This is a genomic window from Heliobacterium mobile (assembly GCF_009720735.1).
Lineage (GTDB): Bacteria > Bacillota > Desulfitobacteriia > Heliobacteriales > Heliobacteriaceae > Heliobacterium > Heliobacterium mobile.
The window spans coordinates 137,352-160,274 of record NZ_WNKU01000004.1 but is presented as its reverse complement, the minus strand read 5'-3'; the positions used below and the strand labels follow the sequence as shown (position 1 = coordinate 160,274).

19 protein-coding genes are annotated in these 22,923 nt (G+C 53.3%); all 19 read right to left on the bottom strand.

Features of this window, described 5'->3' with window-relative positions:
* Positions 1-290: 290 nt before the first annotated feature.
* The gene (locus GJ688_RS05895) at positions 291-1,070 is read right to left on the bottom strand and encodes a type III pantothenate kinase (protein WP_155475613.1); all 780 of its coding nucleotides are present in this window, start codon (positions 1,068-1,070) and stop codon (positions 291-293) included.
* Entirely contained in the window at positions 1,054-2,055 is a 1,002-nt protein-coding gene (locus tag GJ688_RS05890) for a biotin--[acetyl-CoA-carboxylase] ligase (RefSeq protein ID WP_155475612.1), read from the bottom strand. Before GJ688_RS05890 ends, GJ688_RS05895 begins: the two co-directional genes overlap by 17 nt.
* The gene (gene nadC / locus GJ688_RS05885; protein WP_155475611.1) at positions 2,045-2,911 is read right to left on the bottom strand and encodes a carboxylating nicotinate-nucleotide diphosphorylase; all 867 of its coding nucleotides are present in this window, start codon (positions 2,909-2,911) and stop codon (positions 2,045-2,047) included. The genes GJ688_RS05890 and nadC overlap by 11 nt, the downstream gene beginning before the upstream one ends.
* A gap of 27 nt (positions 2,912-2,938) precedes the next feature.
* Entirely contained in the window at positions 2,939-4,543 is a 1,605-nt protein-coding gene (nadB, locus tag GJ688_RS05880; protein ID WP_170291715.1) for an L-aspartate oxidase, read from the bottom strand.
* 94 nt (positions 4,544-4,637) lie between these two features.
* Complete coding sequence (gene nadA, locus GJ688_RS05875; protein WP_155475650.1) at positions 4,638-5,561, bottom strand: quinolinate synthase NadA; 924 nt, start codon at positions 5,559-5,561, stop codon at positions 4,638-4,640.
* 109 nt (positions 5,562-5,670) lie between these two features.
* Positions 5,671-6,069 carry an aspartate 1-decarboxylase gene (panD, locus tag GJ688_RS05870; protein ID WP_155475610.1) on the bottom strand — a complete coding sequence of 133 codons (399 nt, stop codon included), beginning with the start codon at positions 6,067-6,069 and terminating at the stop codon, positions 5,671-5,673.
* Entirely contained in the window at positions 6,050-6,919 is an 870-nt protein-coding gene (panC, locus tag GJ688_RS05865) for a pantoate--beta-alanine ligase (RefSeq protein ID WP_155475609.1), read from the bottom strand. Before panC ends, panD begins: the two co-directional genes overlap by 20 nt.
* Before the next feature lie 269 nt (positions 6,920-7,188).
* Positions 7,189-8,085 carry a 2-amino-4-hydroxy-6-hydroxymethyldihydropteridine diphosphokinase gene (folK, locus tag GJ688_RS05860; protein WP_155475608.1) on the bottom strand — a complete coding sequence of 299 codons (897 nt, stop codon included), beginning with the start codon at positions 8,083-8,085 and terminating at the stop codon, positions 7,189-7,191.
* 20 nt (positions 8,086-8,105) lie between these two features.
* On the bottom strand, positions 8,106-9,302 hold the full coding sequence (gene folP / locus GJ688_RS05855) for a dihydropteroate synthase (RefSeq protein ID WP_155475649.1): 1,197 nt from the start codon (positions 9,300-9,302) through the stop codon (positions 8,106-8,108).
* Between the two features lie 13 nt (positions 9,303-9,315).
* A complete protein-coding gene (locus GJ688_RS05850) occupies positions 9,316-9,978 on the bottom strand; it encodes an HD domain-containing protein (protein ID WP_155475607.1) in 663 nt (220 codons plus the stop codon).
* 48 nt (positions 9,979-10,026) lie between these two features.
* A complete protein-coding gene (locus GJ688_RS05845) occupies positions 10,027-11,697 on the bottom strand; it encodes a formate--tetrahydrofolate ligase (protein WP_170291714.1) in 1,671 nt (556 codons plus the stop codon).
* Between the two features lie 107 nt (positions 11,698-11,804).
* Positions 11,805-12,200 carry a thioesterase family protein gene (locus GJ688_RS05840; protein ID WP_155475606.1) on the bottom strand — a complete coding sequence of 132 codons (396 nt, stop codon included), beginning with the start codon at positions 12,198-12,200 and terminating at the stop codon, positions 11,805-11,807.
* Between the two features lie 327 nt (positions 12,201-12,527).
* Entirely contained in the window at positions 12,528-13,469 is a 942-nt protein-coding gene (locus GJ688_RS05835; RefSeq protein ID WP_170291713.1) for a TIGR01777 family oxidoreductase, read from the bottom strand.
* 120 nt (positions 13,470-13,589) lie between these two features.
* A complete protein-coding gene (locus GJ688_RS05830; RefSeq protein WP_155475604.1) occupies positions 13,590-13,841 on the bottom strand; it encodes a hypothetical protein in 252 nt (83 codons plus the stop codon).
* A 31-nt stretch (positions 13,842-13,872) separates the two neighbouring features.
* Positions 13,873-15,534: an ABC1 kinase family protein gene (locus GJ688_RS05825; RefSeq protein WP_170291712.1), complete on the bottom strand. Its 1,662-nt coding sequence runs from the start codon at positions 15,532-15,534 to the stop codon at positions 13,873-13,875.
* Positions 15,535-16,070: 536 nt separating this feature from the next.
* On the bottom strand, positions 16,071-16,520 hold the full coding sequence (gene ndk / locus GJ688_RS05820) for a nucleoside-diphosphate kinase (RefSeq protein ID WP_155475602.1): 450 nt from the start codon (positions 16,518-16,520) through the stop codon (positions 16,071-16,073).
* 92 nt (positions 16,521-16,612) lie between these two features.
* Complete coding sequence (gene ftsH / locus GJ688_RS05815) at positions 16,613-18,418, bottom strand: ATP-dependent zinc metalloprotease FtsH (RefSeq protein ID WP_170291711.1); 1,806 nt, start codon at positions 18,416-18,418, stop codon at positions 16,613-16,615.
* Between the two features lie 125 nt (positions 18,419-18,543).
* Positions 18,544-19,956 (bottom strand): tRNA lysidine(34) synthetase TilS, encoded by a 1,413-nt coding sequence (tilS, locus tag GJ688_RS05810; protein WP_155475601.1) that lies wholly within the window; start codon positions 19,954-19,956, stop codon positions 18,544-18,546.
* A 115-nt stretch (positions 19,957-20,071) separates the two neighbouring features.
* Entirely contained in the window at positions 20,072-22,672 is a 2,601-nt protein-coding gene (locus GJ688_RS05805; RefSeq protein ID WP_155475600.1) for a SpoIIE family protein phosphatase, read from the bottom strand.
* Positions 22,673-22,923 lie beyond the last annotated feature (251 nt).

Here is a 22,923-nt window from a genome sequence, read left to right as displayed (position 1 = left end):
CCGCTGTATCACTATTTTACAGGGCTATTGTACCTCGTAAATACTAGATTTCGCAGATTTGAACCTCATAGAAGAATCTGGGGTGTAATGACAGAGTGAGCGTTTTGGGCAAAGTGGCGTTGTGAGCACAGGTTGCATAGCGGATAAGCGCGCCACGGTTCACATGCAGAAAAGCCCAGAGGTTTGGCGCGCCCGCTACGCAACTAAGCGAACAGCCACGGAGCCCTTTAGCGAACGGCGTCATTACACCCCGATTTACCACAATGTAAGAATAAGCTGTTGTCACCTTATCAATTTGCCCGTGATTTTTGATAAATAATCCGCAGCCCTTCCAGCGTAAGCCACTGGTCGACCAGATTGATCGTCTTTGTCTCTGATGCGATGAGCTCGGCCATTTCGCCGGTCGCGATCACCCGGGTTTCCTCGCCGAGTTCCTTCTTCATCTGTGTCACGATTCCGTCCACTTGTCCGGCAAAACCGTAGATAATCCCGGCCTGCATGCCTGTGACAGTGTTTTTTGCGATCACCCGCGGCGGTTTTACGAGTTCGATCCGGGGCAGTTTCGCCGCCCGGGCAAAAAGCGCTTCTGCCGATACGACTACGCCAGGGGCGATGGCGCCGCCGATGTACTCCCCTTTTGCAGAGATGGCCGAACAGGTCGTCGCCGTGCCGAAATCGACGATGATCAGCGGTCCGCCATAGCGTTCAAAAGCAGCGACAGCGTTCACGATCAGGTCGGCACCGATTTCTTTCGGGTTTTCCATGATCACCGGCATCCCCGTTTTCGTCCCGGGACCGATAATCATAGGGGTGAGTCCGAAATAAGCCCGGCTCATCCGCTCCAATGTGGGCATGAGCGGCGGCACGACCGAAGATATGACAATCGCTTTGACAGCCTTCGGATCGACGCCGTCAAAGCGAAAAAGGTTGCGGATCAAGATGGCATATTCGTCGGATGTGCGGTTGCGATCGGTCGATAGTTTCCAGTGAAACTTCAACTCTGGTTGCGGCTCCAGTTGAAAGACTCCCAACACGATGTCACTGTTCCCCACATCAACGGCCAAAATCATAACCGTGACCTCCTTCCGGCCGGAGGCTCACTTCGCCGCTGATCAGGCGTTGCAGTTCCCCATCTTCGTTGCGAACCAGCAGGGCACCGTCCGTGTCGATGCCTTCCGCCTGACCTAACCACTCCTGCTTTCCAGAGATGATCCGTACCGTCGTCCCTATGCCTGCCGCCCGGGCCAGCCACTCTTCCCGTAGCTGGCTGAAGCCCTTTTGCAGCCAGTGATCGTAGTCAGCTTCGAAGAAGCTGAGCAATGTAGTCAGGAATCGAATCCGGTCCACCGGTTCACCACCGGCGATGGCCGCCGATGTGGCGACGTTGGCCACGTCACCGGGGAAGTCGGCCGGCTGTTGGTTTAGGTTGATCCCGATGCCGACGACGAGATAATTGACGGCTTCCATCTCCGCGTTCAGTTCCGTTAAGATCCCGCAGAGTTTTTTTCCGTTCACGAGGATGTCATTGGGCCACTTGATCTGGGGCCGAACCGGTGTGACTGCCTCTAAGGCTTTACAGAGGGCCACCGAAGCGAGCAGCGTCACCTGGGGCGTCTGTCCTAAGGGAATGCGAGGACGCAAGATGAGGGACATGTAGATGCCTAGACCGGGCGGAGAATACCAACCGCGGCCCAAGCGTCCTCGACCAGCCGTCTGTTCCTCCGTCAGCACCACGGTCCCCTCCGGGGCGCCTTGCCGGGCCAGTTCCTTGGCGGTTATATTGCTCGAAGGCAGGCTCGTATGAAAATGATAGTTGCGGCCAAGGCGTTCCGTCTCCAGCCGCGGTTCCACTTCGGCAGGGATGAGAAAGGCGCTGGCCCGCTCCAGTTTGTACCCGAGCCGGGTATGCGCTTGGATCTCGTAGCCTTCCTGACGGAGAGCGACGATATGTTTCCAGACGGCCGATCGGCTCATCCCCAAGGTACGGCTTAAATCTTCTCCGGAGAGATAACCGTCCGCTTCTTTTAAGGCTGCCAATATGGCTTTACGTGGCATCGGCGCTCCCCCGCTTAATCTCTTCCACGTCTAGGCTGATATCCAAAGACTTGATGCTATGGGTCAGCGATCCCATGGAGATCAAGTGCACTCCCGTCTTCGCGATCTCCACCAGGCTTTCTTCCGATACGCCCCCTGAGGCTTCCACCAAGGCATTTCCGCCGATCATGCGTACCGCTTCTTTCATCACATCGGGCACCATGTTATCGAGCATGATGATGTCAGCCTTCGCTTCTAGGGCTTCGGCGACACCGGCTAAGTCTTCCACTTCCACTTCGATCTTGACGGTATGGGGAACGGCCTGCCGGGCTTGGCTGACCGCTTGGGTGATGCTTCCAGCCATCTTGATGTGGTTGTCTTTGATCAGCACGCCGTCAAAGAGGCCGAAGCGGTGATTTTTGCCGCCGCCGATGCGGACAGCATATTTTTCCACGGCGCGAAGGCCCGGTGTGGTTTTGCGAGTATCGACGATGCGAGCTTGATAATAGGCGACTTGCTCGACGCAACGAGCCGTTTTGGTCGCGATTCCGGACAAGCGCTGCAGAAAGTTTAAAGCGACTCGTTCGCCGATCAGCACCGAACGGGCGCTGCCGAAGACTTCGGCGATGACGGTCCCTTTTTCCACCTTGTCTCCCTCTTCGACCATGGCCTCAAAACGCAAGCTCGGATCGACGGTCTCAAAAACCCTTTGGGCTATCGGAAGTCCGGCGATCACACCGGCTTCTTTGGCATGGATGATCCCCCGCGTGTAGGCGTCAGCGGGAACCAGATTCATCGTCGTCAGGTCACCGTTGCCAATATCCTCCCGCAGCGCCCGGGTAACGAGTTCGCGAATTTCCGGATCGAACAGTTCCATCGTACCACCCTCTCTAACTGCGCTTGTTTATACGGACATGATGATGTGCCGCAGCCACTGCAAGCGGCTTTCCGGATAATCGACGCGGTAGTGGCCGCCACGGCTTTCGCTGCGCGTCTGTGCGGCTTTGGCTGTCAGTTGGGCCAGCAAGTGCATATTGGCCGCTTCCACGGCCCGAGTGACTGTGCTTTGCCGGGCAACGGTTCCGTCGATCCCATCGAGGGCTTCCAGGGCGGACCGTAAGCCGTCGGCAGAGCGCCAGAGACCGACTTTTTCCCACATGATCTGCTGAACTTTCGCCGCGACCAGATCGGCCTTTTCCGGTGCTTCCCCATCGGGAAGGCGGTCGTAGAGGTTGTTTTTGCCCCAGGGGCCGTGATAGATCTGCCGGTTTAAACGTTTGCCCAGCCAGTGCAGTCCTCCTTCCACGATGCGGGCACCGAAGACGAGCCCTTCGAGGAGGGAGTTCGAGGCGAGGCGGTTGGCGCCGTGAACACCGTTACAGGCGGCCTCACCGCAAGCATATAAGCGAGGGATATTCGTTTGGCCCCAGAGATCGGTGCGGATCCCGCCCATGAGGTAGTGGGCTGCCGGTGCTACGGGGATGCGTTCCTGAGGAACTTGAATGCCGTAGGAGAGGCAGGTCCTGGAGATCCAAGGAAAACGCTTGGCAAAGCTGTCTTCTTTCATGTGGCTCACGTCGAGAAAGACGGAAGGAGCGCCGGTCTCGGCCATCTCTTTCCAAATCGCCAGGGCGACCACATTCCGCGGGGCCAACTCAGCCAGTTGGTGGTAACGAGGCATGAACCGCTCGCCACGGCTGTTATATAGCTTGGCTCCTTCTCCGCGAACCGCTTCGGAGATGAGAAATGTCGGCCAGCCTGCTTTCGTAAGCGCCGTCGGGTGAAACTGGACAAATTCCAGATCCATGATTTCGGCACCGGCCCGGTAGGCCGCAGCGATGCCGTCGCCAGTCGTCACTTCCGGGTTAGTCGAGTATTTGTACAGTTGGCCGTTTCCACCGGTAGCCAGCACGGTCAACTTGCCCCGATAGATATGTAAGCCTTGGCTGGAGTTCCAGGCCAACAGGCCCATGCAGTGACGGTCTTGGTTCAGCAGGACATCGATGACATGGGTATCTTCATGGATTTCGATTTCCTGGTGTACCTGGCACTGCTCCCAGAGGCTGCGACGGATTTCTTCACCGGTTGCGTCGCCGCTGGCATGGAGGATACGGCGCCGTGAGTGTGCGCCTTCGCGGGTCAGGGCCAATTCCCCTTCGATGGTGTCAAACTGCGTACCCATTCGAATCAGTTCCTCGACCCGTGTCGGGCCTTCGCTGACGAGCACTTCCACGGCCATCACGTCGTTCAGTCCTGCGCCGGCTTCCAAGGTATCTTGCAAATGCAGCGATGGCGAGTCACTGCGGTCAATAGCAGCAGCAATCCCGCCTTGGGCCTGTCCCGTGTTAGAGTCTTCGATTTTACGCTTGGTCAACAAGGTGACCCGGCCGTATTCGACGGCTTTCAGCGCCGTATAGAGGCCGGCTATCCCACTGCCTACAATCAAAAAGTCGGTCTCGATCTCCGGCAGGCGGGTGATGTCGAAGGGGACTAGATAGCGCCGGAACACGGCAAATCCTCCTTAATGCGGAAACAGCCGCCGGCAGTACGCCGGTGGCTGCTCTCACTTCTGCGATTCTATAACGTTTCGTTGCGGAGGGCGCCTAGACGATCGCCAACATTCTCTCTAAGGACGCCAGCGCTTTTTCCCGGATGACCGGATCAACGGTGATGCGGGGGCGCATTTCCTGGAGGGACCAAACCACCTTTTCCAAGCTGGTCGCTTTCATGTTGGGGCAGATCAGTTGGCGCGTCGCCAAGTAGTAATTTTTCTGGGGCGCTTTTTTGCGAAGCGGATGCAGCACGCCTTCTTCCGTGCCGATGATGAAGGAGTCTTTCGGTGAATTGACAGCGTAATTGATGAGGCCCGTCGTCGAAGCGACAAAGTCGGCTTTCGCCACCACTTCCGGTTGACACTCCGGGTGAACGATCACTTCAGCTTCGGGGTGTTCCGCTTTGGCCTTGTCGATGTCGGCCGCGGTGAGACGATCATGGGTGTTGCAATAGCCCTCCCAGAGTATGATATCCTTGCGACCTGTTTGCTGAGCGACCCAGTGTCCCAGGTTCTTATCAGGGATAAAGAGGATGGGTCGGTCTTGCGGGAGCGATTGGACGACCTTGAGGGCATTGGAAGAGGTACAACATATATCGCATTCGGCCTTTACATCGGCCGAGGAGTTGACATAGGCGACGACTTGAACGCCGGGGATCTCCGCTTTGCGTTTGCGCAGCGCTTCTGCCGTCACCATGTCAGCCATGGGACAACCGGCGTTCTCTTCCGGAAGCAGGACGATTTTATCGGGCGATAAAATGGCTGCGCTTTCCGCCATAAAGTGAACACCGCAGAAGACGATCACGTCCGCGTCGGTTTTGGCGGCCTGCTGGGCTAGCTGCAATGAGTCGCCGACATAATCGGCCACTTCTTGAATTTCGGGCCGCTGGTACACGTGTCCTAATATTACTGCATTGCGTTCTTTTTTCAGTTTTGTCAGTGTATCGGATAAGGACGCGAACTTCTCCGGGTCCATCGGTCGAGGACTCAAGTGCCTACCCCTTTCCATTCCCCGGCCTGCCGAAAAAAATTTTGCGAGGCAGGCAAAAATATATGATTATTCTAGCCCAGGGAGCTTTTTATTGTCAAGAAAGGTCGGTCGGCCCCGTGGTCCGGGCTTTTTCTACGGTCGTCTGGTGGATGATCCGGTTGTCATCGCCGACGAAAACGACCGTCGGCTTGTGCCGGCGAGCTTCTTCATCGGTGTACATGCCATAAGTGATCAAGATGACCTTGTCGCCCGGTTGGACGAGCCGGGCCGCCGCACCGTTTAAGCAGATCATGCCGGATCCTCGTTTACCGGTGATGACGTACGTCTCAAAACGGGCGCCATTGTTATTATTCACGACCTGGATCTTTTCATTCTCCAGGATGTCGGCGGCATCCATCAGGTCTTCGTCGATGGTGATGGAACCGACATAATTCAAGTTGGCCTCCGTGACGGTGGCCCGGTGAATTTTCGATTTATGCATCATGCGAATCATTCGGTGACACCTCCATGACCAGGTTGTCGATGAGTCGAGTCTTGCCAAACCGCACGGCTAGGGCGATGAGACATTCGCCTTCGAGGCGCTCCACCGGCTGGATGAAACGGTTGTCCACGATTTGCACATAGTCGATATTGGCGAGCGGTTCCGCTTCGATGACTTTGATGATCTCCTGGCGGATCCGTTCCGCCTCTCCTTCGCCCTCTGCGATGAGCTCTTTCGCCTTTTTCAAGGACTGCGACAAGACGAGGGCGGCTTTGCGTTCCTCTGGGGAGAGGTATACGTTCCGTGAGGAGAGGGCCAGTCCGTCGGCTTCACGGACGATGGGGACGCCGACGATGGCGATGCCCATGTTCAGGTCTTCCACCATCCGCCGGATGATAGCGAGCTGTTGGGCGTCTTTTTGGCCGAAAAAGGCGATGTCAGGCCGAACGATGTTAAAGAGCTTCGAGACGACGGTCGTCACGCCGCGAAAGTGACCGGGACGAGCGGCGCCACAGAGGTGATCGCTGACCTGCTCCACTTCGACAAAGCTGGAGTAGCCTTTGGGGTACATATCTTTCACAGCTGGTGCGAAAATGACGTCCACTCCAGCGGAATCAGCCAATTGGCTGTCCCGGGTGAGATCGCGAGGGTATTCTTCATAGTCTTCCCCGGCACCGAACTGAAGAGGGTTGACAAAGATGCTCACAACGACTTTTTCGCAGTTTTCTTTGGCCCGACGCATGAGGGTCAGGTGCCCTTCATGGAGGTAGCCCATGGTGGGAACGAGACCAATGGTATGACCGACCCGGCGCTGTTCTTTTGCCCAGGCCATCATTTCGTTGACACTGCTGATAAGGCGCATATATGGGAAAACCTCCTTCTTCCGCCGTTTTTCCCTTGAGGAAACGGTGAGGAAGAAGGAGGTCGAGTCTATCGTCATCACAATCGACACTGAACTGCGATGCTGTCCATGCCGAATTTCTTAGACGTTGTTGACCTGCTTCCGATATTCCTTCCGTCTCGGTCCCAGGGGGCTCCAAGCGGTGAAATGGATAGCATTTTTGCTTTGCTGTCTTGAAAGTACCGCTTCCATCGAGATTGGAATACAGCCTTCCTACAAAATTCAGCACTTTATATTGTAACGGAGCTTTTCGGCACATGCAAGATCACATCGCTGGAATCGTTCAGACGGCTCACATGCTGGCGGGTGGTCATACCGTCTAAATGAACGTAGTCGGGAGCGATCTCTGCCAGCGGCAGGAGGACAAAGGCCCGCTCGTACATCCGTTCATGGGGCACGATCAAGTCATCCCTACGAACGACTTGGTCACCGTAAAGGAGCAAATCCAGATCTATCGTCCGCGGGCCCCAGCGCAAGGTCCGCTCCCGGCCCAGTTCCTTTTCCGTCTCCAGTAAAACTCGCAGCAGCTCCTGTGGCGTCAACCAGCTGAGGACACGGGCGACGCCATTCATGAAATCATCTTGATCCGTAAAGCCGACTGGTTTCGATAGGTACCAGGAGGAGTGCTCCACCACGGCGAGGCCGGGCACCTGGGCCAGCATCCGCAACGCCTGTGTGAGGTGATCGGCTTTATTGCCCATATTGCTGCCCAGTCCGATAAAACAAGGCGTCGGTGCCGGTCGAAACATTTCCACAGTCATGGAGCGGAAGATGCCAGGGACCGGGGCTTTCGGCTTTTGGACACGGACTCGGATGCCTTGCACCTTGGAAAAGCGCCCGTAGACGGCTTCGATGATACTGTTCGCCACAGCTTCAATCGAGGCTTTTGGCGGGCCCTCTAGGATTCGCTTGACTTCTTCATAGACCTCACCGTAGTGAACGGACTCCTCCACCTTGTCCCACTTGCCTGCCCGCGTGAGGTCCACATGGAGTTCTAGGTCGACCTGAAAGGGTTGCCCGAGCACCGTTTCCTCCGGCAGGGCGCCATGATAGCCGTAAAAGGTCATGCCTTCGAGCAGGATGCGATCAGCTGTCAACGGCAGTTCTTTGCACTCGTGCTCTTTCATCTTCTTTCGCCCCCTAACGTCTACTCCCTTTTCAAGGGTAAGCGGACCATCGCATCAGTCATCTTGGCTGTCCTCGCATTGGCTAAGACGTCGTGGACGCGGACGATATCGACACCCTTGGCGATGCCTAAGGCAGTCGTGGCGAGGGTGCCTTCAAGGCGCTCATCGACAGGCAGATTGAGCGTTTTAGCGATGATGGATTTTCTCGAAGTGCCCAGCAGGATCGGCTGGCCGAGCACTTTCAGTTCTCCGAGACGGTGCATCACTTCCAGGTTATGGTCGTAGGTCTTGCCAAAGCCAATTCCCGGATCGATGATGATCGCTTCTTGGGGCACACCGGCTTCTCTTGCCCGGTCGATGCTCCCTTGTAAAAAAGTAAGCATGTCCCCCATCAGATCGTTATAATCGGTCCCCTCTTGGTTATGCATCACGATGACAGGCGCACTATAGGCGGCAGCGACGGCAGCCATTTCAGGATCTCGTTGCAATCCCCAGATGTCGTTGAGGATGTGCGCCCCAGCTTCAAGGGCTTGCTTCGCTGTGGCGGCTTTATAGGTATCTACTGAAATGGGCACTGGGCAATGAGGGACGATTTCCCGCAAAAAGGGCAGCAGCCGTTCCATCTCTTCTTCGGCGGTCAGAGCCCTGTGGCCGGGACGAGTCGATTCGGCACCGATATCGATGATGTCGGCTCCTTCTTGGACCATTTCCTCCACTCGACGAAGGGCCTCCCGGACGGTCGGGTAGGAACCGCCGTCGGAAAAACTATCTGGTGTAAGGTTTAAGATACCCATGATCAAGGTACGTTCCCCGATGGGCAGCGATTTACCCCGGCAGTCGAGTCGGTACGATTGTCTTCGTTCTACCTTCTCCAGGGTGGCCAAAATCTCTTGGCCCAATTTTTTCAGGCCAAAGGGTTGGATTTGTAGTTTTCGGCAAAGATCTCCGTATTGGCGATCCGTCCCCATGAGGATCACATCAGTCTTGTCGATATCGAGGACGCAGGTCAAGCGGTGAACGGCGCAGTCTCCCCCCCGGGCGAGCATCTCCTGCTTCAACAGGTTGGCTCCTTTGGCGGATACACCAGTGACCCGCAAGACTCGGTAGGAGCCTTTTGCCGTCATGATCGCCGTTCCGGCCGGATCGCAGCCCGTAGCCGCGATATATGCTGCCAGTTCCTTTTTATCTTGAATCTCCAGCACCTGTACAGGTCCCATCCATGTCACCTACTTAGTAAATCAACGTTTCCTGCTTTTTCTTCCAGTTACATTCGCTCGTTTGTTCACAGCGGCAGCAGAGCCGGGAGTATCCGTCTGCTCGCGCGAGGATTTGTCCCAAAAAGGTGGGGCTCATTTTTCGTTCTTTTTTCCGGTGATGGCGAATGGCCTCGGCGATCAGGTCAATTTCCATGTCGTTGAATCCACAGTCTTTTAGTAGGGGTTTGCAGAGCTCTGCACCGACCTTGGCATGGTCTTCCCCGGTCTCATACTGTTTCCACTTGCCCATGTCATGGAGCAGGGCCGCGCTGTAGATCACTTCTTTGGTCTTTTCCTTGATCTGATCGTCGATCCTTATATTTGTATCTGCCTCTGCCTTTTCGTCGGTCACGGTTTCGCTGACTCCGAGATTCCCAGCATCGGCGGCGGCGTTCCTCCGATGCAAGGCCTGGGCGAACTGCCGATACTCATCAGGAGATTCCAAAGCGAGGATGTAGGCGATTCGGGCCACATCGAGCAGGTGGGTGAGATCGTGGCGGCAAAATAAGCGGTCCTTTTCGCAGGCTGCGTTTTGTTCCAGGCATTTCAGAAAGAGTGGTTGTTCCAAGATGCGTCGAACCCTGTTCAGCGTACACCCTCCCATGGATCTTTTTGTGGGAAAAATCGTTAAGTCCATTAGAAATCCCCGGACAGGGAAATTCCCATCCGGGGATTGTTCTGCCGCTTAAAACAAGCCGACGATTTTTCCGTTTTCGTCGATATCGATGGAACAAGCAGCGGGACGTTTCGGCAATCCCGGCATGGTCATGATGGCCCCGGTGATCGCCACGAGGAATCCGGCACCAGCAGAGAGGCGAACTTCCCTCACGGCTACGGTAAAGCCTGCGGGACGGCCGATTTTCGTCATATCATCGGAGAGGGAATACTGGGTTTTCGCCATACAGATCGGCAGATGTCCATAGCCGAGGTCGGTGAAGGTCTGAATATGTTTTTCTGCTTCCGCAGAAAAGGTGACATCATTGCCGCCATAGACTTCCCTCACGATGGTGGCGATTTTCTCTTTGATGGGGAGCTCCGTGTCGTAGAGGACCTGAAAGCGGGATGGCTTGTTTTCGATGGCGGCGACGACTTTTTCCGCTAGTTCAATACCGCCTTCTCCGCCTTTGGCCCAGACTTCCGATAGGGCCACGTCGACGCCCATTTCCCGACAGCGGGCGTAGACGTAGTCTAATTCCGCTGTCGTATCAGTCGGGAAAGCGTTGATGGCTACGACAGCCGGTACACCGAACTTGGCCACGTTTTCGATATGCTTTTCCAGGTTGCCAAAACCCTTGGCTAGGGCTTCGAGGTTTTCCTGGTTCAGTTCTGTTTTTGGAACGCCGCCATGGGACTTAAGTGCCCGGACGGTGGCGACGATGACCGTACAAGCCGGTTTGAGTCCGGCAAAACGGCATTTGAGGTTATAGAACTTTTCTGCGCCCAGGTCGGCGCCAAATCCGGCTTCGGTGACGCAGTAGTCGCCTAATTTCAAGGCCAATCGAGTGGCGATGACGGAGTTGCAACCATGGGCGATGTTGGCAAAGGGGCCACCGTGGACAAAGGCTGGCGTATGTTCCAGCGTCTGCACCAGGTTCGGCTTGATGGCATCCTTCATGAGGACGGCCATGGAACCTTGGGCTTCCAAGTCTGCCGCTGTGACCGGTCGTCCGTCGTAAGTATAGGCCACAACGATCTTGGCGCAGCGGGCTTTCAAATCCATGAGATTCTTGGATAAGCAGAGGATGGCCATGAGCTCCGAGGCGACGGTGATGTCGAAGCCCGACTGGCGCGGAACCCCGTCGGCCTTACCGCCTAGACCGATGATGGTGTTCCGGAGTGCCCGGTCATTGAGGTCGACGACTCGGCGGAAAACGACTTGACGAGGGTCTATGTTAAGGGGGTTGCCCTGCTGGATGCTGTTATCGAGCATTGCCGCCAGCAGGTTGTGGGCCGATGTGATGGCATGAAAATCACCGGTAAAGTGGAGGTTGATGTCTTCCATGGGAACGATCTGCGCGTATCCACCGCCGGCAGCACCGCCCTTTACGCCAAAGCTGGGACCGAGGGATGGCTCCCGTAAAGCGATGACCACCTTTTTCCCCAGCCGGTGTAAAGCATCGCCGAGACCCACGGTCGTCGTCGTCTTACCTTCCCCCGCCGGGGTGGGATTGATGGCTGTCACCAGAATCAGTTTTCCGTCCGCCTGTGCATCCAAGCGGTCAAAGGCTTTTAAGGAGATTTTAGCTTTGTATCGGCCGTACAATTCAATCTCATCATCAGGAATTCCCAGGGCATGGGCGATATCTGTGATAGGATCCATCGTGGCTTCTTGGGCGATTTGGATGTCCGTTTTCACCGGGTACCCTCCTCAGTATTCGGTCTGTTAGCTCTTCTGTTGGCTATTCTGTTGGCTTACTATTCGACTATCGCCCTTGTTTTCCCTTCCTTGCTAATTCTGCCGTTTTACTTCTTGCTTTTGGCAAAGTTCTTGGCCATAAACCGTTCCACTTGAATGATGTAGCGGTGATGTATGCCTTCGCCAATTTTTTCGACTTCGTCGTAGGCAGCGACTTTAAAGGTCAGTTTTTTTCCGTCCACCTCGATGAGTTCGGCTTCGGCCCTTATTTTCATGCCAACCGGTGTCGCCGCAATATGGCTCGACTGGATGGAAACGCCGACTGTCCCCATGCCTTCTGGCAGCAGGGGGTCGACGGCGGCAACGGCAGCCCCTTCCATGAGACCGATCATGGCTGGAGTCGCATAGACTTGAACTCCCCCAGAACCATACTTGACGGCGGTGTTTTGAACGGTAACCAGTTCTTCTTTGTGACCTTGTAGACCCACTTTCACCTTTTCCATGAGATCCACCTTCCCTTTCGCATTCTTTGGTGTATGTGATTCACCCTCTTTTTTATTCCAAGAAATCGAAGGTGAAACGGACGTGATGAATAATCCGTGCATAAGTTTGTGGATAAGTTGTGGATATGTGTGAGCGCGTCTTCTGTTTCAACCTCTATCCGGCACCGTTTTGTGTATAACTTGTGGGTATCCGTGGTTAGCATGTGCATAAAGGGTGTGCAGATGTGAGTAATCGTGGTTTAGCTGTGATTAAATTTTAGCTGTGACTAAATTCGAGTTACCCACGATTTGCTCACACTTCTCTGTAGGTAATGGTCATAACTCAAGTTACTTCTGAACCGCAACGGTTGAATATATCGCTCTGAGTGCTTCTTCCAGTCTCGCATACTTAAATGCGTAACCTAACTTTTCTAGATTTGCCGGAATCACTCGTTGCCCTTGTAAGAGCATTTCGTCGGCCATCTCGCCAAAGACGAGGCGAGCCGCCCATGACGGCATATTCGTCCAAGCCGGCTTGCGGATGGCTTCGGCTAAGACTCGAGTCATCTCCTGCATAGTTACAGGATTCGGACTGCACAGGTTATAGGGACCTTGCATCCTTTCGTCAGTGATCGCCCGCTCGATCACCTGGATCACATCATCTCGGTGCACCCATGAGATCCACTGGTTTCCTTCACCGACAACACCTCCGACACCCCATTGGAAAGGCTTTCCCATCTTCTGGAGCATCCCGCCGCCGGCAGCGAGCACTACGCCAAAACGCAGAATGACTACTCGGATTCCTTCATGGGTCCCCCTTCTAGCCTCATTCTCCCATTCTTTACATACCTCCGCCAGGAATCCTTCTCCCGGTCCGTCGGCTTCGGTAAATGTAGCTTGTTCATGAACACCGTAAAATCCTACAGCCGAAGCATTAATTAGCACCTTCGGATAGGATCTTTTCGCCTTTCGGTTGTGGCGGCAGCTTTCTATGATTTGTCCGGTTACTTGTAGTCGGCTGTCGATAATTCGCTTTTTTACATCGGCAGTCCATCGGCTTCCGCCGATATTTTCCCCGGCAAGATTTACGACTATATCGATGTTCTCTAAAAAGTCCTCTGGATACCGTTCATGCGAGGGTGGTATAGGGACCGACAAGATCGATTTTTTCGTCATTGCGGCCTCACCCTTATTCCGTGTCGTCACCCAGATCTGATGGCCTGCGTCGGCTAGCGACTCTACGAGAGCCTTGCCGATATATCCGGTTCCTCCGGTTACGAGGATATTCATTTTCATGCCCCCCTCTTATAGCAGTACACATCTCCACTTATTATGTCAAGAAAAATAAAAACGAGGAGTCGACTGCTCCTCGTTTTCGATAAAAAATAATATACAATTCCAATTCCCCGGTTAGCGACGATCTCGATCATATTGAGCGAAGAAGTGTAAAAAGGGAGGATAAAAACCAGCTTTTTTCGCTTTGCTTTGAAACTCCTTAAATGCTTCAATAGCTTCCCGCTTGGCCCGCAATCGCTCTTTGTCACCTTTGATGTTGATGGTAAATCCATCTTCCGTTTCTTTGAAAGAAAACTCCCAGGAACCACAGGATTTTTTGTGTTCCTGATCGCAGGTTTGTCCGTTCTGTTCATGAGCTTCCGTCATTGGCGCTCACCTCCTTTATTGCAAATTTTGATCAAAATGGGCCATTGCGGTGAAAAGGTTGGCTAGAATCCCGGGGGCGTTGGCGAGAATGCCATAAGAGAAGTATGGCCAGCAGTGCTGCGATCGAGGCAGCACCCTTGGCTTCCTGGATAAATTGCTGAGTGTAAAGGATCGTCCCGCAGATGATCGATGTCGCTAATAGGAGAGCTAATACTAAGCGATTCGCCAATCGCGACTGGAACATAATGGCTCGCGTGATGTCTCCTAAATTGTCGACCTTGACGTGCAAATCACCCAGGTCGGCTTTTTTTAGTGTGCGCGCCAGCAGCGTTGGCAATGACAGGACAGTACTGCCGAAGCTTTTCGCTCGTTTGAGCACCATGTTGGCAAGGCCGCCGTCAGTGTCATCCATCAGTTTTTTGATGTACGGCGCAGCCACTTGAGCATCCATTTGCGGGTCGAGTCCGAAGGCCACACCCGTTACTGTTAGTATGGCTCGGCCGAGAAAAATCAGATGGGCTGGAATCTGCATCGGTTGTTGATAGATAAATTCCCGAATCTCCGATCCCAGGGGACCGAGATTCTTCGTTCGCTCCATTTCCTTCATCTGCTCCGATGAGTGATGATCGAGGAAAAATTGCATCGCCCGACGAACGAGGTTGACATTGGCATGTGGACGGAGGAAGCCGAGGTTGCCCATCGCTTCGACCATCTTTTCACTATCCCGTTCTACCAGAGCGAAAAGGAGATTTTTGAGGTTTTCTTTCATCATAGGCCGGATTTCTCCGACCATTCCGAAATCAAGGAAGACCATGGTTCCATCGGCTTTCACATAGATGTTGCCTTGGTGAGGGTCTGCGTGAAAGAATCCGTCGTTTACCACTTGATGAAGATAGGACCGAATGAGCAGATGGCCTAATTCTTTGCGGTCAATGCCGTTTTCCTCGATGAACGCGTAGTCATCGACCTTGCGACCGTCGATAAACTCCATCGTTAAGATGCTTTTCGTGGAGTACTGCCGGTAGATGTTGGGGACATAGATCTTTTCAAATACGGCCAAGCTCTTTTTAAACCTCTCCGAATGGGCTGCCTCAAGACGATAATCCAATTCGTTCGAAAAGGTTTGCTGCATCTCCCGGAAGATCGCATCCATGTCCATTTGTTTCGGCAAATCGGTAAAGATTTTGGCCAAGAGCATGGTCAACTGAATCGCTTCAAAGTCAGCATGAATGATCTCATGGATATGGGGCCGAAGTACTTTGACGGCAACTTTCTCTCCGGTAGGTAAGGTGGCTTGGTGTACCTGTCCCAGCGAAGCCGCTGCCAAAGCCGTCCGTTCAAATGACGTAAATATGGCCTCCAGCGGTTGGGACAGTTCCTCGGCTATCGTTCGCTCGATATGGTCGAACGGTGCCGGGGGCACCGCATCTTGTAGTTGCGCTAGCTCTGAGGTGATTTCCGGCGGGAGGACGTCTACGCGAGTGGCAAAAAATTGCCCCGCTTTAATCAACAATCCACCCAGTTCAGTGGCTGTATTGCAAAAACGAGCGGCCATACGGTGATATAACTTTGACCACCGTTCCGCCATCGCTTCTTCGCCAACTCGCCTTTCCTGTTTTTTGTACCACCAAACTTGAACAAAGAACGCGACGAACATGCTGGTAATCCGCCAGATGCGATAGTATCTATTCATGTATTCGCTCCTTGATTTTCTGCGCATATATCTATGTTGGACGGCGACGACTATAGCCTGATTCGAACAGCGATGAAAAGGTCAATCTCTTGGGCAAACTAGTTAAATAAGTGGCATCTTAACATTAAGTATAGAACTCGTACGCAATTTGTAAAGGTTTTTCTCAGGTTTTTTGAAATAGACAGGCCCTCTATATTCATCATATGCACCGTATCTATTTCTTACGAATCTTTTCTACGTTTTCTCTACCAAATCCTTCTTTTTAATAGATTCCATTTGCTAAGCAAAAAGTCATCTTTAATAAGTTATAGTGTTCACTATTTCTATTCGTCTCGAAAATTTACCTGTATATAAAACGTAGTTATCGCTATATTTGTGCATAATATTATTTTTTCTTGCAAAAACCTGAGCCCATTTAATTATAAATGCTTTCCCCTACAAACTCCTGGCAGGAGAGCCTGCGATAGTCGGACTTCATTAAATCATAATGGAAAAGGACCCACGTAAGTGAGTCCTTTCAATATAGACGGATTGGCTTATTCGACGATCCAGGCTTGGACGCTCCGATCCCATTCTACGAATTCGCAGGAATCGAAATAGATGGCCAATTCCCGTTCAGCCGATTCGGGCGAATCAGAACCATGGATGACGTTCCGTCCAATGTCGACAGCGAAGGTTCCACGGATGGTTCCGGGCGCAGCTTTCGCCGGATTGGTCGCACCCATCATTTCGCGGGAGACAGTGACGACATCTTTCCCTTCCCAGCACATGGCCACAACCGGACCGGAGATGATGTATTCAACAAGGCCGGCAAAGAAGGGTTTTCCTACGTGTTCGGCATAGTGTTTTTCAGCCATTTCTTTGGTCAGTCGGAGGAACTTCATGGCGACCAGTTTGAAGCCTTTTTTCTCAAAACGGCTTACGATTTCGCCGATAAGGCCCCGCTGCACTGCGTCGGGTTTGATCATCAGATAAGTGCGTTCCATTCTGCTTGTTCCCCTTTTTCACAAGATTCTTGGAATTCCCTATTAAAAAACCAGGGGCATGAGCCGTATGGCCCCAGCCCCCGGTTATCGGGCTAGGATACCTTTTTCATGAGTTCCGTAAACTCCGATGCTTCGATGGTTTCTTTGTCCATCAGCGTCTGAGCGATGAGGTGCAGTTTATCTGCATTGGATTCGAGAATCTTTTTGGCTTTGCCGTAGCATTCTTCGATGATCCGGCGAGCTTCTTTGTCGATAGAGAAGGCGACCGCTTCGGAGTAGTTCCGATCACGGGCCAAATCCCGACCTAAGAAGACTTGTTCTTGCTTGTGTCCGAAGGTCAAGGGACCGAGTTCTTCAGACATGCCGTATTCGGTGATCATCTTACGGACCAGATCGGTCGCCCGTTCCAGGTCGTTCGAGGCGCCGGTAGAGATCTCTTTCAGCACAATCGCTTCTGCCACACGGCCGCCTAAAAGCATGGTGACCTGATCGAGCAGGTGGGACTTGGTCATGTAATGACGATCTTCCTCGGGAAGCAACAAGGTATATCCGCCGGCCCGACCTCGAGGAATGATCGAGATTTTGTGAACCGGATCGGTATGTTCCAACAAACCGCCTACCAGAGCGTGGCCAGCTTCGTGATAACTGACCAGTTTTTTCTCGAATTCGCTGATTACCCTTGCCTTTTTCTCAGGTCCGGCGATGACCCGTTCAATGGCATCTTCCATCTCGTGCATGCCTACTTTTTTCGTGCCTCGGCGAGCGGCCAGCAGTGCTGCTTCATTCACCATGTTGGCCAGGTCAGCACCTGTAAAGCCGGGGGTCCGGCGGGCCAATACGTCAAGGTCGATCGTTTCATCGAGGGGCTTGCCTTTGACGTGAACTCCGAGGATCTCTTTCCGTCCACGAATGTCCGGACGATCGACAACGATCTGCCGGTCAAATCGACCGGGACGCAACAGCGCTGGATCGAGGATGTCCGGGCGGTTGGTAGCTGCGATGATGATGATGCCCTCATTGGCGGAGAAGCCATCCATTTCAACGAGCAGTTGGTTTAGGGTCTGTTCGCGTTCATCGTGACCGCCGCCTAAGCCGGCGCCCCGTTGACGACCGACAGCGTCGATTTCATCGATAAAGACGATACAGGGGGAGTTCTTCTTCGCTTGTTCGAAGAGATCGCGAACCCGTGATGCGCCAACACCGACGAACATTTCCACAAAGTCAGAACCGGAGATGCTGAAGAAGGGAACTCCGGCTTCACCAGCGACGGCGCGAGCCAGCAAGGTTTTCCCGGTTCCGGGAGGCCCAAAGAGCAATACCCCTTTGGGGATCTTCGCTCCCAACTCCACAAATTTTTTCGGGTGTTTCAGAAAGTCAACGACTTCCTGAAGCTCTTCCTTCACTTCGTCCGCACCAGCCACGTCTTCGAAGGTGACCTTTTTCTTATCATCCGTATGCAGTTTCGCCCGGCTTTTACCGAACTGCATCACCCGCGAGCCGCCGCCCTGGGTCTGCTGCATCATGAAGAAGAAAAGTCCGACGAGTACCAGGATGGGGAGCAGTGTCGAGAATAATCCGGTCCACCAAGGTGGCTCAGGAGCAGGCTTTTGGGTAAAGGGAATCTGTTTGTCCAGCACAATATCGGTGATGCGTTTGATATCAACAGGTCCAATGGTGGTAAATCGATTTCCGTCTTTTTTCACGCCGGTAATCTCTGTGCGGTCCCGTTCGCTGATTGCGTTCAGTTCTTTAATCTGATCCGTCACCAGCAACTGATAAAACTGAGTGTACGAGATGGGTTCCTGCGCAGGTTCCGGTGTCTTGGTCACCCGTAATACGGAGATGGCCAAGAGAACGATGAGGATATATATTGCCAGGTTTTTGACAATCCGGCTCACGTGTAACCTCCTCCCACTGTTCCGGCACGCTCCGCAAAGTTCTAAGTTTTACGGGCGAACTGGCAGCGAGTTAATGGGAAATTTCAGCCATTCCTAGTCATTTTAGCATAGAATCGTTCAGCATATCAAATAGTTTTGCCATACCATTGAAACGTTATCACGTCTTGTCCCGGTTGATCGATGGTATCGTGACAACCGGTCCAGCAACCGATTACCCAAAGAACCTCCTCTCCTGATGTCAGTAAGGGAATTCGGTCACGGAGTTGCCTTGGGATTTTTTTGTCAATAAAGAACTCTTTGAGCTTCTTCCTTCCGGCTCGACCCGCCAAGGAAAGCCAATCGCCCGGCCTACGGTTGCGAATCGAGAGCGGACCCCGCTGGAGCACCTCCGCTTTTAATTGTAAGGCTGTCTTCATCGGCTTGGACGGCGGCCCCTCGTCATGCATCAGACTTACAGGCTTCTTTGTGCTGAGCGTTACTTCGAGACTGCCTTCCGCTTCCGGTACCTCCAACCGTACCGAATGATTCTTCTCCTTGGGGATAGCAATCGGATAAAAGAAGTCTTGGTTCTCCAGCCAGGGCAATTCTTCGTAACTCCGAAGAATACCGCCCTCATTGATTAAGTACTTTCCCCCAACCTGATCGACGATTTTGCTTCGGCCGAAGTTTTTTTGGAGTTGCTCCAGAATCGCATCGGTCTTTTCCGAACCCGGGTTTTCTGGTTCGAGGAATCGACGGAGGACCCGCCGTCGAAGGGCAAGGGGGAGGTCGACGAGCGCTTGAACTTTCAGGCCTTCCTCCTGCTGTACCTGACCGTAGACGAGTTCACACTCCCTGTCTAGGAATTCTGCATCAGCGCGTAGTAGATCGGCGTTCCGACAGAGTGTCTCTACCAACTTAGGATTAAAAGACAGCAACGCCGGCATGATCTGATGACGTATCCGATTTCGCGTATAGACATCAGAATCGTTGCTGCTGTCATGACGCCAATGTTGCCCTTCCGCCTTTAAGAACTCTTCTAGCTCTTTCCGTCGAAAAGGAAGCAGCGGGCGTACGAAGGGTCCCCGTTTCGCCGGTATTCCACTTAACCCCTTAATTCCACTGCCGCGAAGCATGTGAAATAGCACGGTCTCAGCCATATCGTCGGCATGGTGGGCGAGTGCAATCCACCGGGCTCCTGCCTGCTCGGCCGAGCGAGAGAGGAAGTCATAGCGCAGGCGGCGAGCCGCCTCCATCTTTGTTCCCGGTTCTTGTTGCCACCATTTTAACGGCGCCGTCTCTAAAAACAGCGGCACTTGCAGCCGGTTGGTAAGCTCAGCCACAAAGGCGGCGTCTTCATCAGACTCTTTTCCTCGCATGCCGTGGTTATAGTGGGCTGCAGCCAGTTCAATGCCAAATTGAGGGGATACTTTTTTGAACAACAGGAGCAAGCAGACTGAATCGGCTCCGCCCGATAGGGCGATTACGATTCTTTCTCTAGGCTTATTGATCCCAAGCCGGCAAAGGGATTGAGAAAATCGCTGTAGCAAATGGTTCACCCTGTCTCACCGCGAACTTTACGCTTAGCTTCATCATTTCTACATCAATCTTACCTTTCCCTGCCCGCCTTGGCGAATTTCACCTATCCCGTAGCTTCTCCTGAATTTGCCACCGTCAAACGGTTTTACCGCTTCCTTCGAAGGAGCCTCTTCGGCCCTGTAGGTCGATGACGACAACGGTGGCATCGTCTTTGGCTTTGCCGTCATTGTGCTGCAGGGCTTCTTGCAAAATCCGCTGGGCGAGTTCCTTGGCATCATCTAAGGTCAACTGTTCCAACAGCGGAATCAGCCAATCTTGTGAATTTAGCTCACGGCGAGCGTCAAAGATACCGTCGCTCACTAAAATCAGCCGATCTCCCGGCAACAGCGAAAGGTTGATCGATTCTACTTCTAGGTTCTTCAGTATACCCAGAGGCAACGAGGAGTTTTGTACAATTTGCACTCGCTGTCCTCGCTTTAAGTAACTGGGTGAAGCTCCGAGTTTGAAAATCTCCGCCTCGGCCGTGGATACATCAATGACGGCCATATCCACCGTCGCAAAAGATTCCTCTTCTGTAGCCAGAGCAACGAGCGAGTTTACTGAATGCAACGCTTCCCCCGGGAAGATGCCCACCCTACAGAGATGTTCCAGCATGGAGAGGGTGGAAGCGCTTTCTCTCGCTGCTCGCGGACCTACGCCGGAACCGTCGCTCAAGGCGACTACCTTTCGTCCTCCCGGTCCATCCCAATAGCCAGTGCTATCGCCAGCGACGGCACTGCCGTATCGGGGTGTCTGAGCGACAGCCACGTTTAAACGGTAGGGCTGTGCAGGAAATAAACCAAAATAGCAGGCAGCGGTCGAGTGGCAGTCGGTCTTTCCCACCATGATAGGCTTCCCTAGCATGTCTGCTACTATCGCCGCAGCGTACTCGGCGCAAGGCCAGCTGCCGGAACAGCCAGGACCTTCCACATCAAGTTGCCAATCTTCGTCTTCGTCAAAAATGTTCGCCTTGTTTAAGCGAAACCCGCGTTCCTGTAGCGCCTTGCTCAGATGTTCGATGATCTTTTCTGGTGACCGGGTCGACTCCAGTTCTCTGACTAAAGAAGCCATCCAACCGGCAAGCCCACGGAACTGAGCGCCTACAAGACCTCTTCCCTCCTGCAGGCGACGCCGCCAATACCGATCTATGGCGATGCTCTCCAACAAGCTGGAAATGGCTGCAGCAAGTTCCCCCAGGCGAGCACAGCGGCGAGCCAGTTGCGGCGTCAACTCTTTGGAAGAGACCATTCCTTTTTCCTCGATATGATTAAAGAGTTCCTCCAAGTACTGCCGTGTACGTTCGGCATCGCGCTCCCAACACAAGCCATAACTGGAACAGAGTTTGCATACCCGCTCTTCGATGGCTCCGTATAAGGGTTCTCGCATTTTTTCCGGATTCGGAGAAACCGGCTGCGATACTTCGTCAAAAGTAACCGCCAATTGTCCAAACATGCGGCCCATCTCTTCCAATTTTCCGGCCAACTTTTTTCGATTGTTTTCCAACTCTAACGCAGCGTTCGCCGCGGCGTCTCTCTTCGTTATCCGCCTGCGAAGCACCTGGAGCCATGATACAGGCCAGAAAAAGAGCACTGTTCCTGCTACAGTCGCTTCGAATAAGGCTTGGTGTACTTCCCGGCTGCCACCCATATAGATAGACAACAGCAGATGCCCTAAAAAGAAACCGCCAAGAACGCCCGGCTTGGCCCACGGTCGAAAGACTCCCGCTAACAAACCGGACAACGCAAAGAGCGCCATTGATGACGGAGCCCCGAATGAAGTCAAAGAAGGCAGCAAACCTACGGCAATGCCTCCGACGGCTCCGCCACCTGCTCCAAAGAGGTACGCGCTGAACAACAAAATGATATTCGCTGCAATCGTTTGAAGGGAAAGCCCATATATGGGTTCTAGTGGAATGCCTAAGAGGATCAACAGTCCCATCACGGTGATACAGGTCAGTTCTTCCTGATTTAGCCTATCGCCGGCCTTCCCTTGCATCGCTTTTTCCACCGTAGAGAAGATGATCGTCGCTACTGCCGCAAAGAGGCCTTCAAAGGCAACTAGAATGCCCCCGTAAAGGGACGGTGTCAACCAAGCCATCGTGAAACCTTCCACCGTCCATAGGGATGCTGCCGTCAGTCCCGCTAAGACTACTGGGGGCCACTGACGCTTGCGGATCAAAGCTACCGACCCCATAGCGGCGACCATCCATGCCGTCAGTTGGGCGATCGGATGAAGACCTAACGGATCATCCGGTATTCCTAAGGGATAGGACCAAGATGCCCGCAAACTAAGCCATCCGGCGAAGGCCGCTGACAAACTCCAGTTCAGACGCTCCGGCCTTCGTGCGGCGATCACTGCTAGAGCAGCCGGTGCGGCTACAGCCAATCCCCCAAGCAAGGTCCCTCGTGCCAATAAAAAGAAGACTATCCACCAAACCCACTGTGTCGGCTCTTTTAATTCTGCCAGAACTTTTTGTAATTGTTTATGTACGCCAAGAGTAACCCCTCCGACCCGGTGGTACACTTGTTGTACCGAACGTGCTAGCGACACCATAGCAGCAAAACTTCGGACCGCATTTCCTTGTGTTCTCCCCTTTGAGGAGCCTACCTTTTTCGTTTTGCGCTCTTGCTTACTCGCTTTTTTAGAATCGGGCACCCGTTCCCGGCGAAAGGGATACACAGTCGGCTCTTCCCACAAGCCCCATCCCCCGCTTTACAGCTAATCTACAATGTAATGGTATTTTTTACCATTATACATTTGCAGGGGGGCGAATCTTGTCGGGTATGCAAAGATATATCGCTAAATATTTCGAGAAAATCCTACAAACTGAGCGCATTGACCTGTTGATAATTCCCAAAGGTGATAAATTTTATTTTGCGCAATAAATTGTCGGTAATGTCTCGCTTTTCAAACTGATTTGTAATAATATTGAGGTGTTGTATTAATAA

What these genes read in the sequence shown, in the direction of transcription:
- GJ688_RS05895 (WP_155475613.1), bottom strand. Translation starts at nt 1,070, where the DNA reads ATGATTTTGGCCGTTGATGTGGGGAACAGTGACATCGTGTTGGGAGTC.
- GJ688_RS05890 (WP_155475612.1), bottom strand. Translation starts at nt 2,055, where the DNA reads ATGCCACGTAAAGCCATATTGGCAGCCTTAAAAGAAGCGGACGGTTAT.
- nadC (WP_155475611.1), bottom strand. Translation starts at nt 2,911, where the DNA reads ATGGAACTGTTCGATCCGGAAATTCGCGAACTCGTTACCCGGGCGCTG.
- nadA (WP_155475650.1), bottom strand. Translation starts at nt 5,561, where the DNA reads ATGGACCCGGAGAAGTTCGCGTCCTTATCCGATACACTGACAAAACTG.
- panD (WP_155475610.1), bottom strand. Translation starts at nt 6,069, where the DNA reads ATGATTCGCATGATGCATAAATCGAAAATTCACCGGGCCACCGTCACG.
- panC (WP_155475609.1), bottom strand. Translation starts at nt 6,919, where the DNA reads ATGCGCCTTATCAGCAGTGTCAACGAAATGATGGCCTGGGCAAAAGAA.
- folK (WP_155475608.1), bottom strand. Translation starts at nt 8,085, where the DNA reads ATGAAAGAGCACGAGTGCAAAGAACTGCCGTTGACAGCTGATCGCATC.
- folP (WP_155475649.1), bottom strand. Translation starts at nt 9,302, where the DNA reads ATGGGACCTGTACAGGTGCTGGAGATTCAAGATAAAAAGGAACTGGCA.
- GJ688_RS05850 (WP_155475607.1), bottom strand. Translation starts at nt 9,978, where the DNA reads ATGGACTTAACGATTTTTCCCACAAAAAGATCCATGGGAGGGTGTACG.
- GJ688_RS05840 (WP_155475606.1), bottom strand. Translation starts at nt 12,200, where the DNA reads ATGGAAAAGGTGAAAGTGGGTCTACAAGGTCACAAAGAAGAACTGGTT.
- GJ688_RS05835 (WP_170291713.1), bottom strand. Translation starts at nt 13,469, where the DNA reads ATGAATATCCTCGTAACCGGAGGAACCGGATATATCGGCAAGGCTCTC.
- GJ688_RS05830 (WP_155475604.1), bottom strand. Translation starts at nt 13,841, where the DNA reads ATGACGGAAGCTCATGAACAGAACGGACAAACCTGCGATCAGGAACAC.
- GJ688_RS05825 (WP_170291712.1), bottom strand. Translation starts at nt 15,534, where the DNA reads ATGAATAGATACTATCGCATCTGGCGGATTACCAGCATGTTCGTCGCG.
- ndk (WP_155475602.1), bottom strand. Translation starts at nt 16,520, where the DNA reads ATGGAACGCACTTATCTGATGATCAAACCCGACGCAGTGCAGCGGGGC.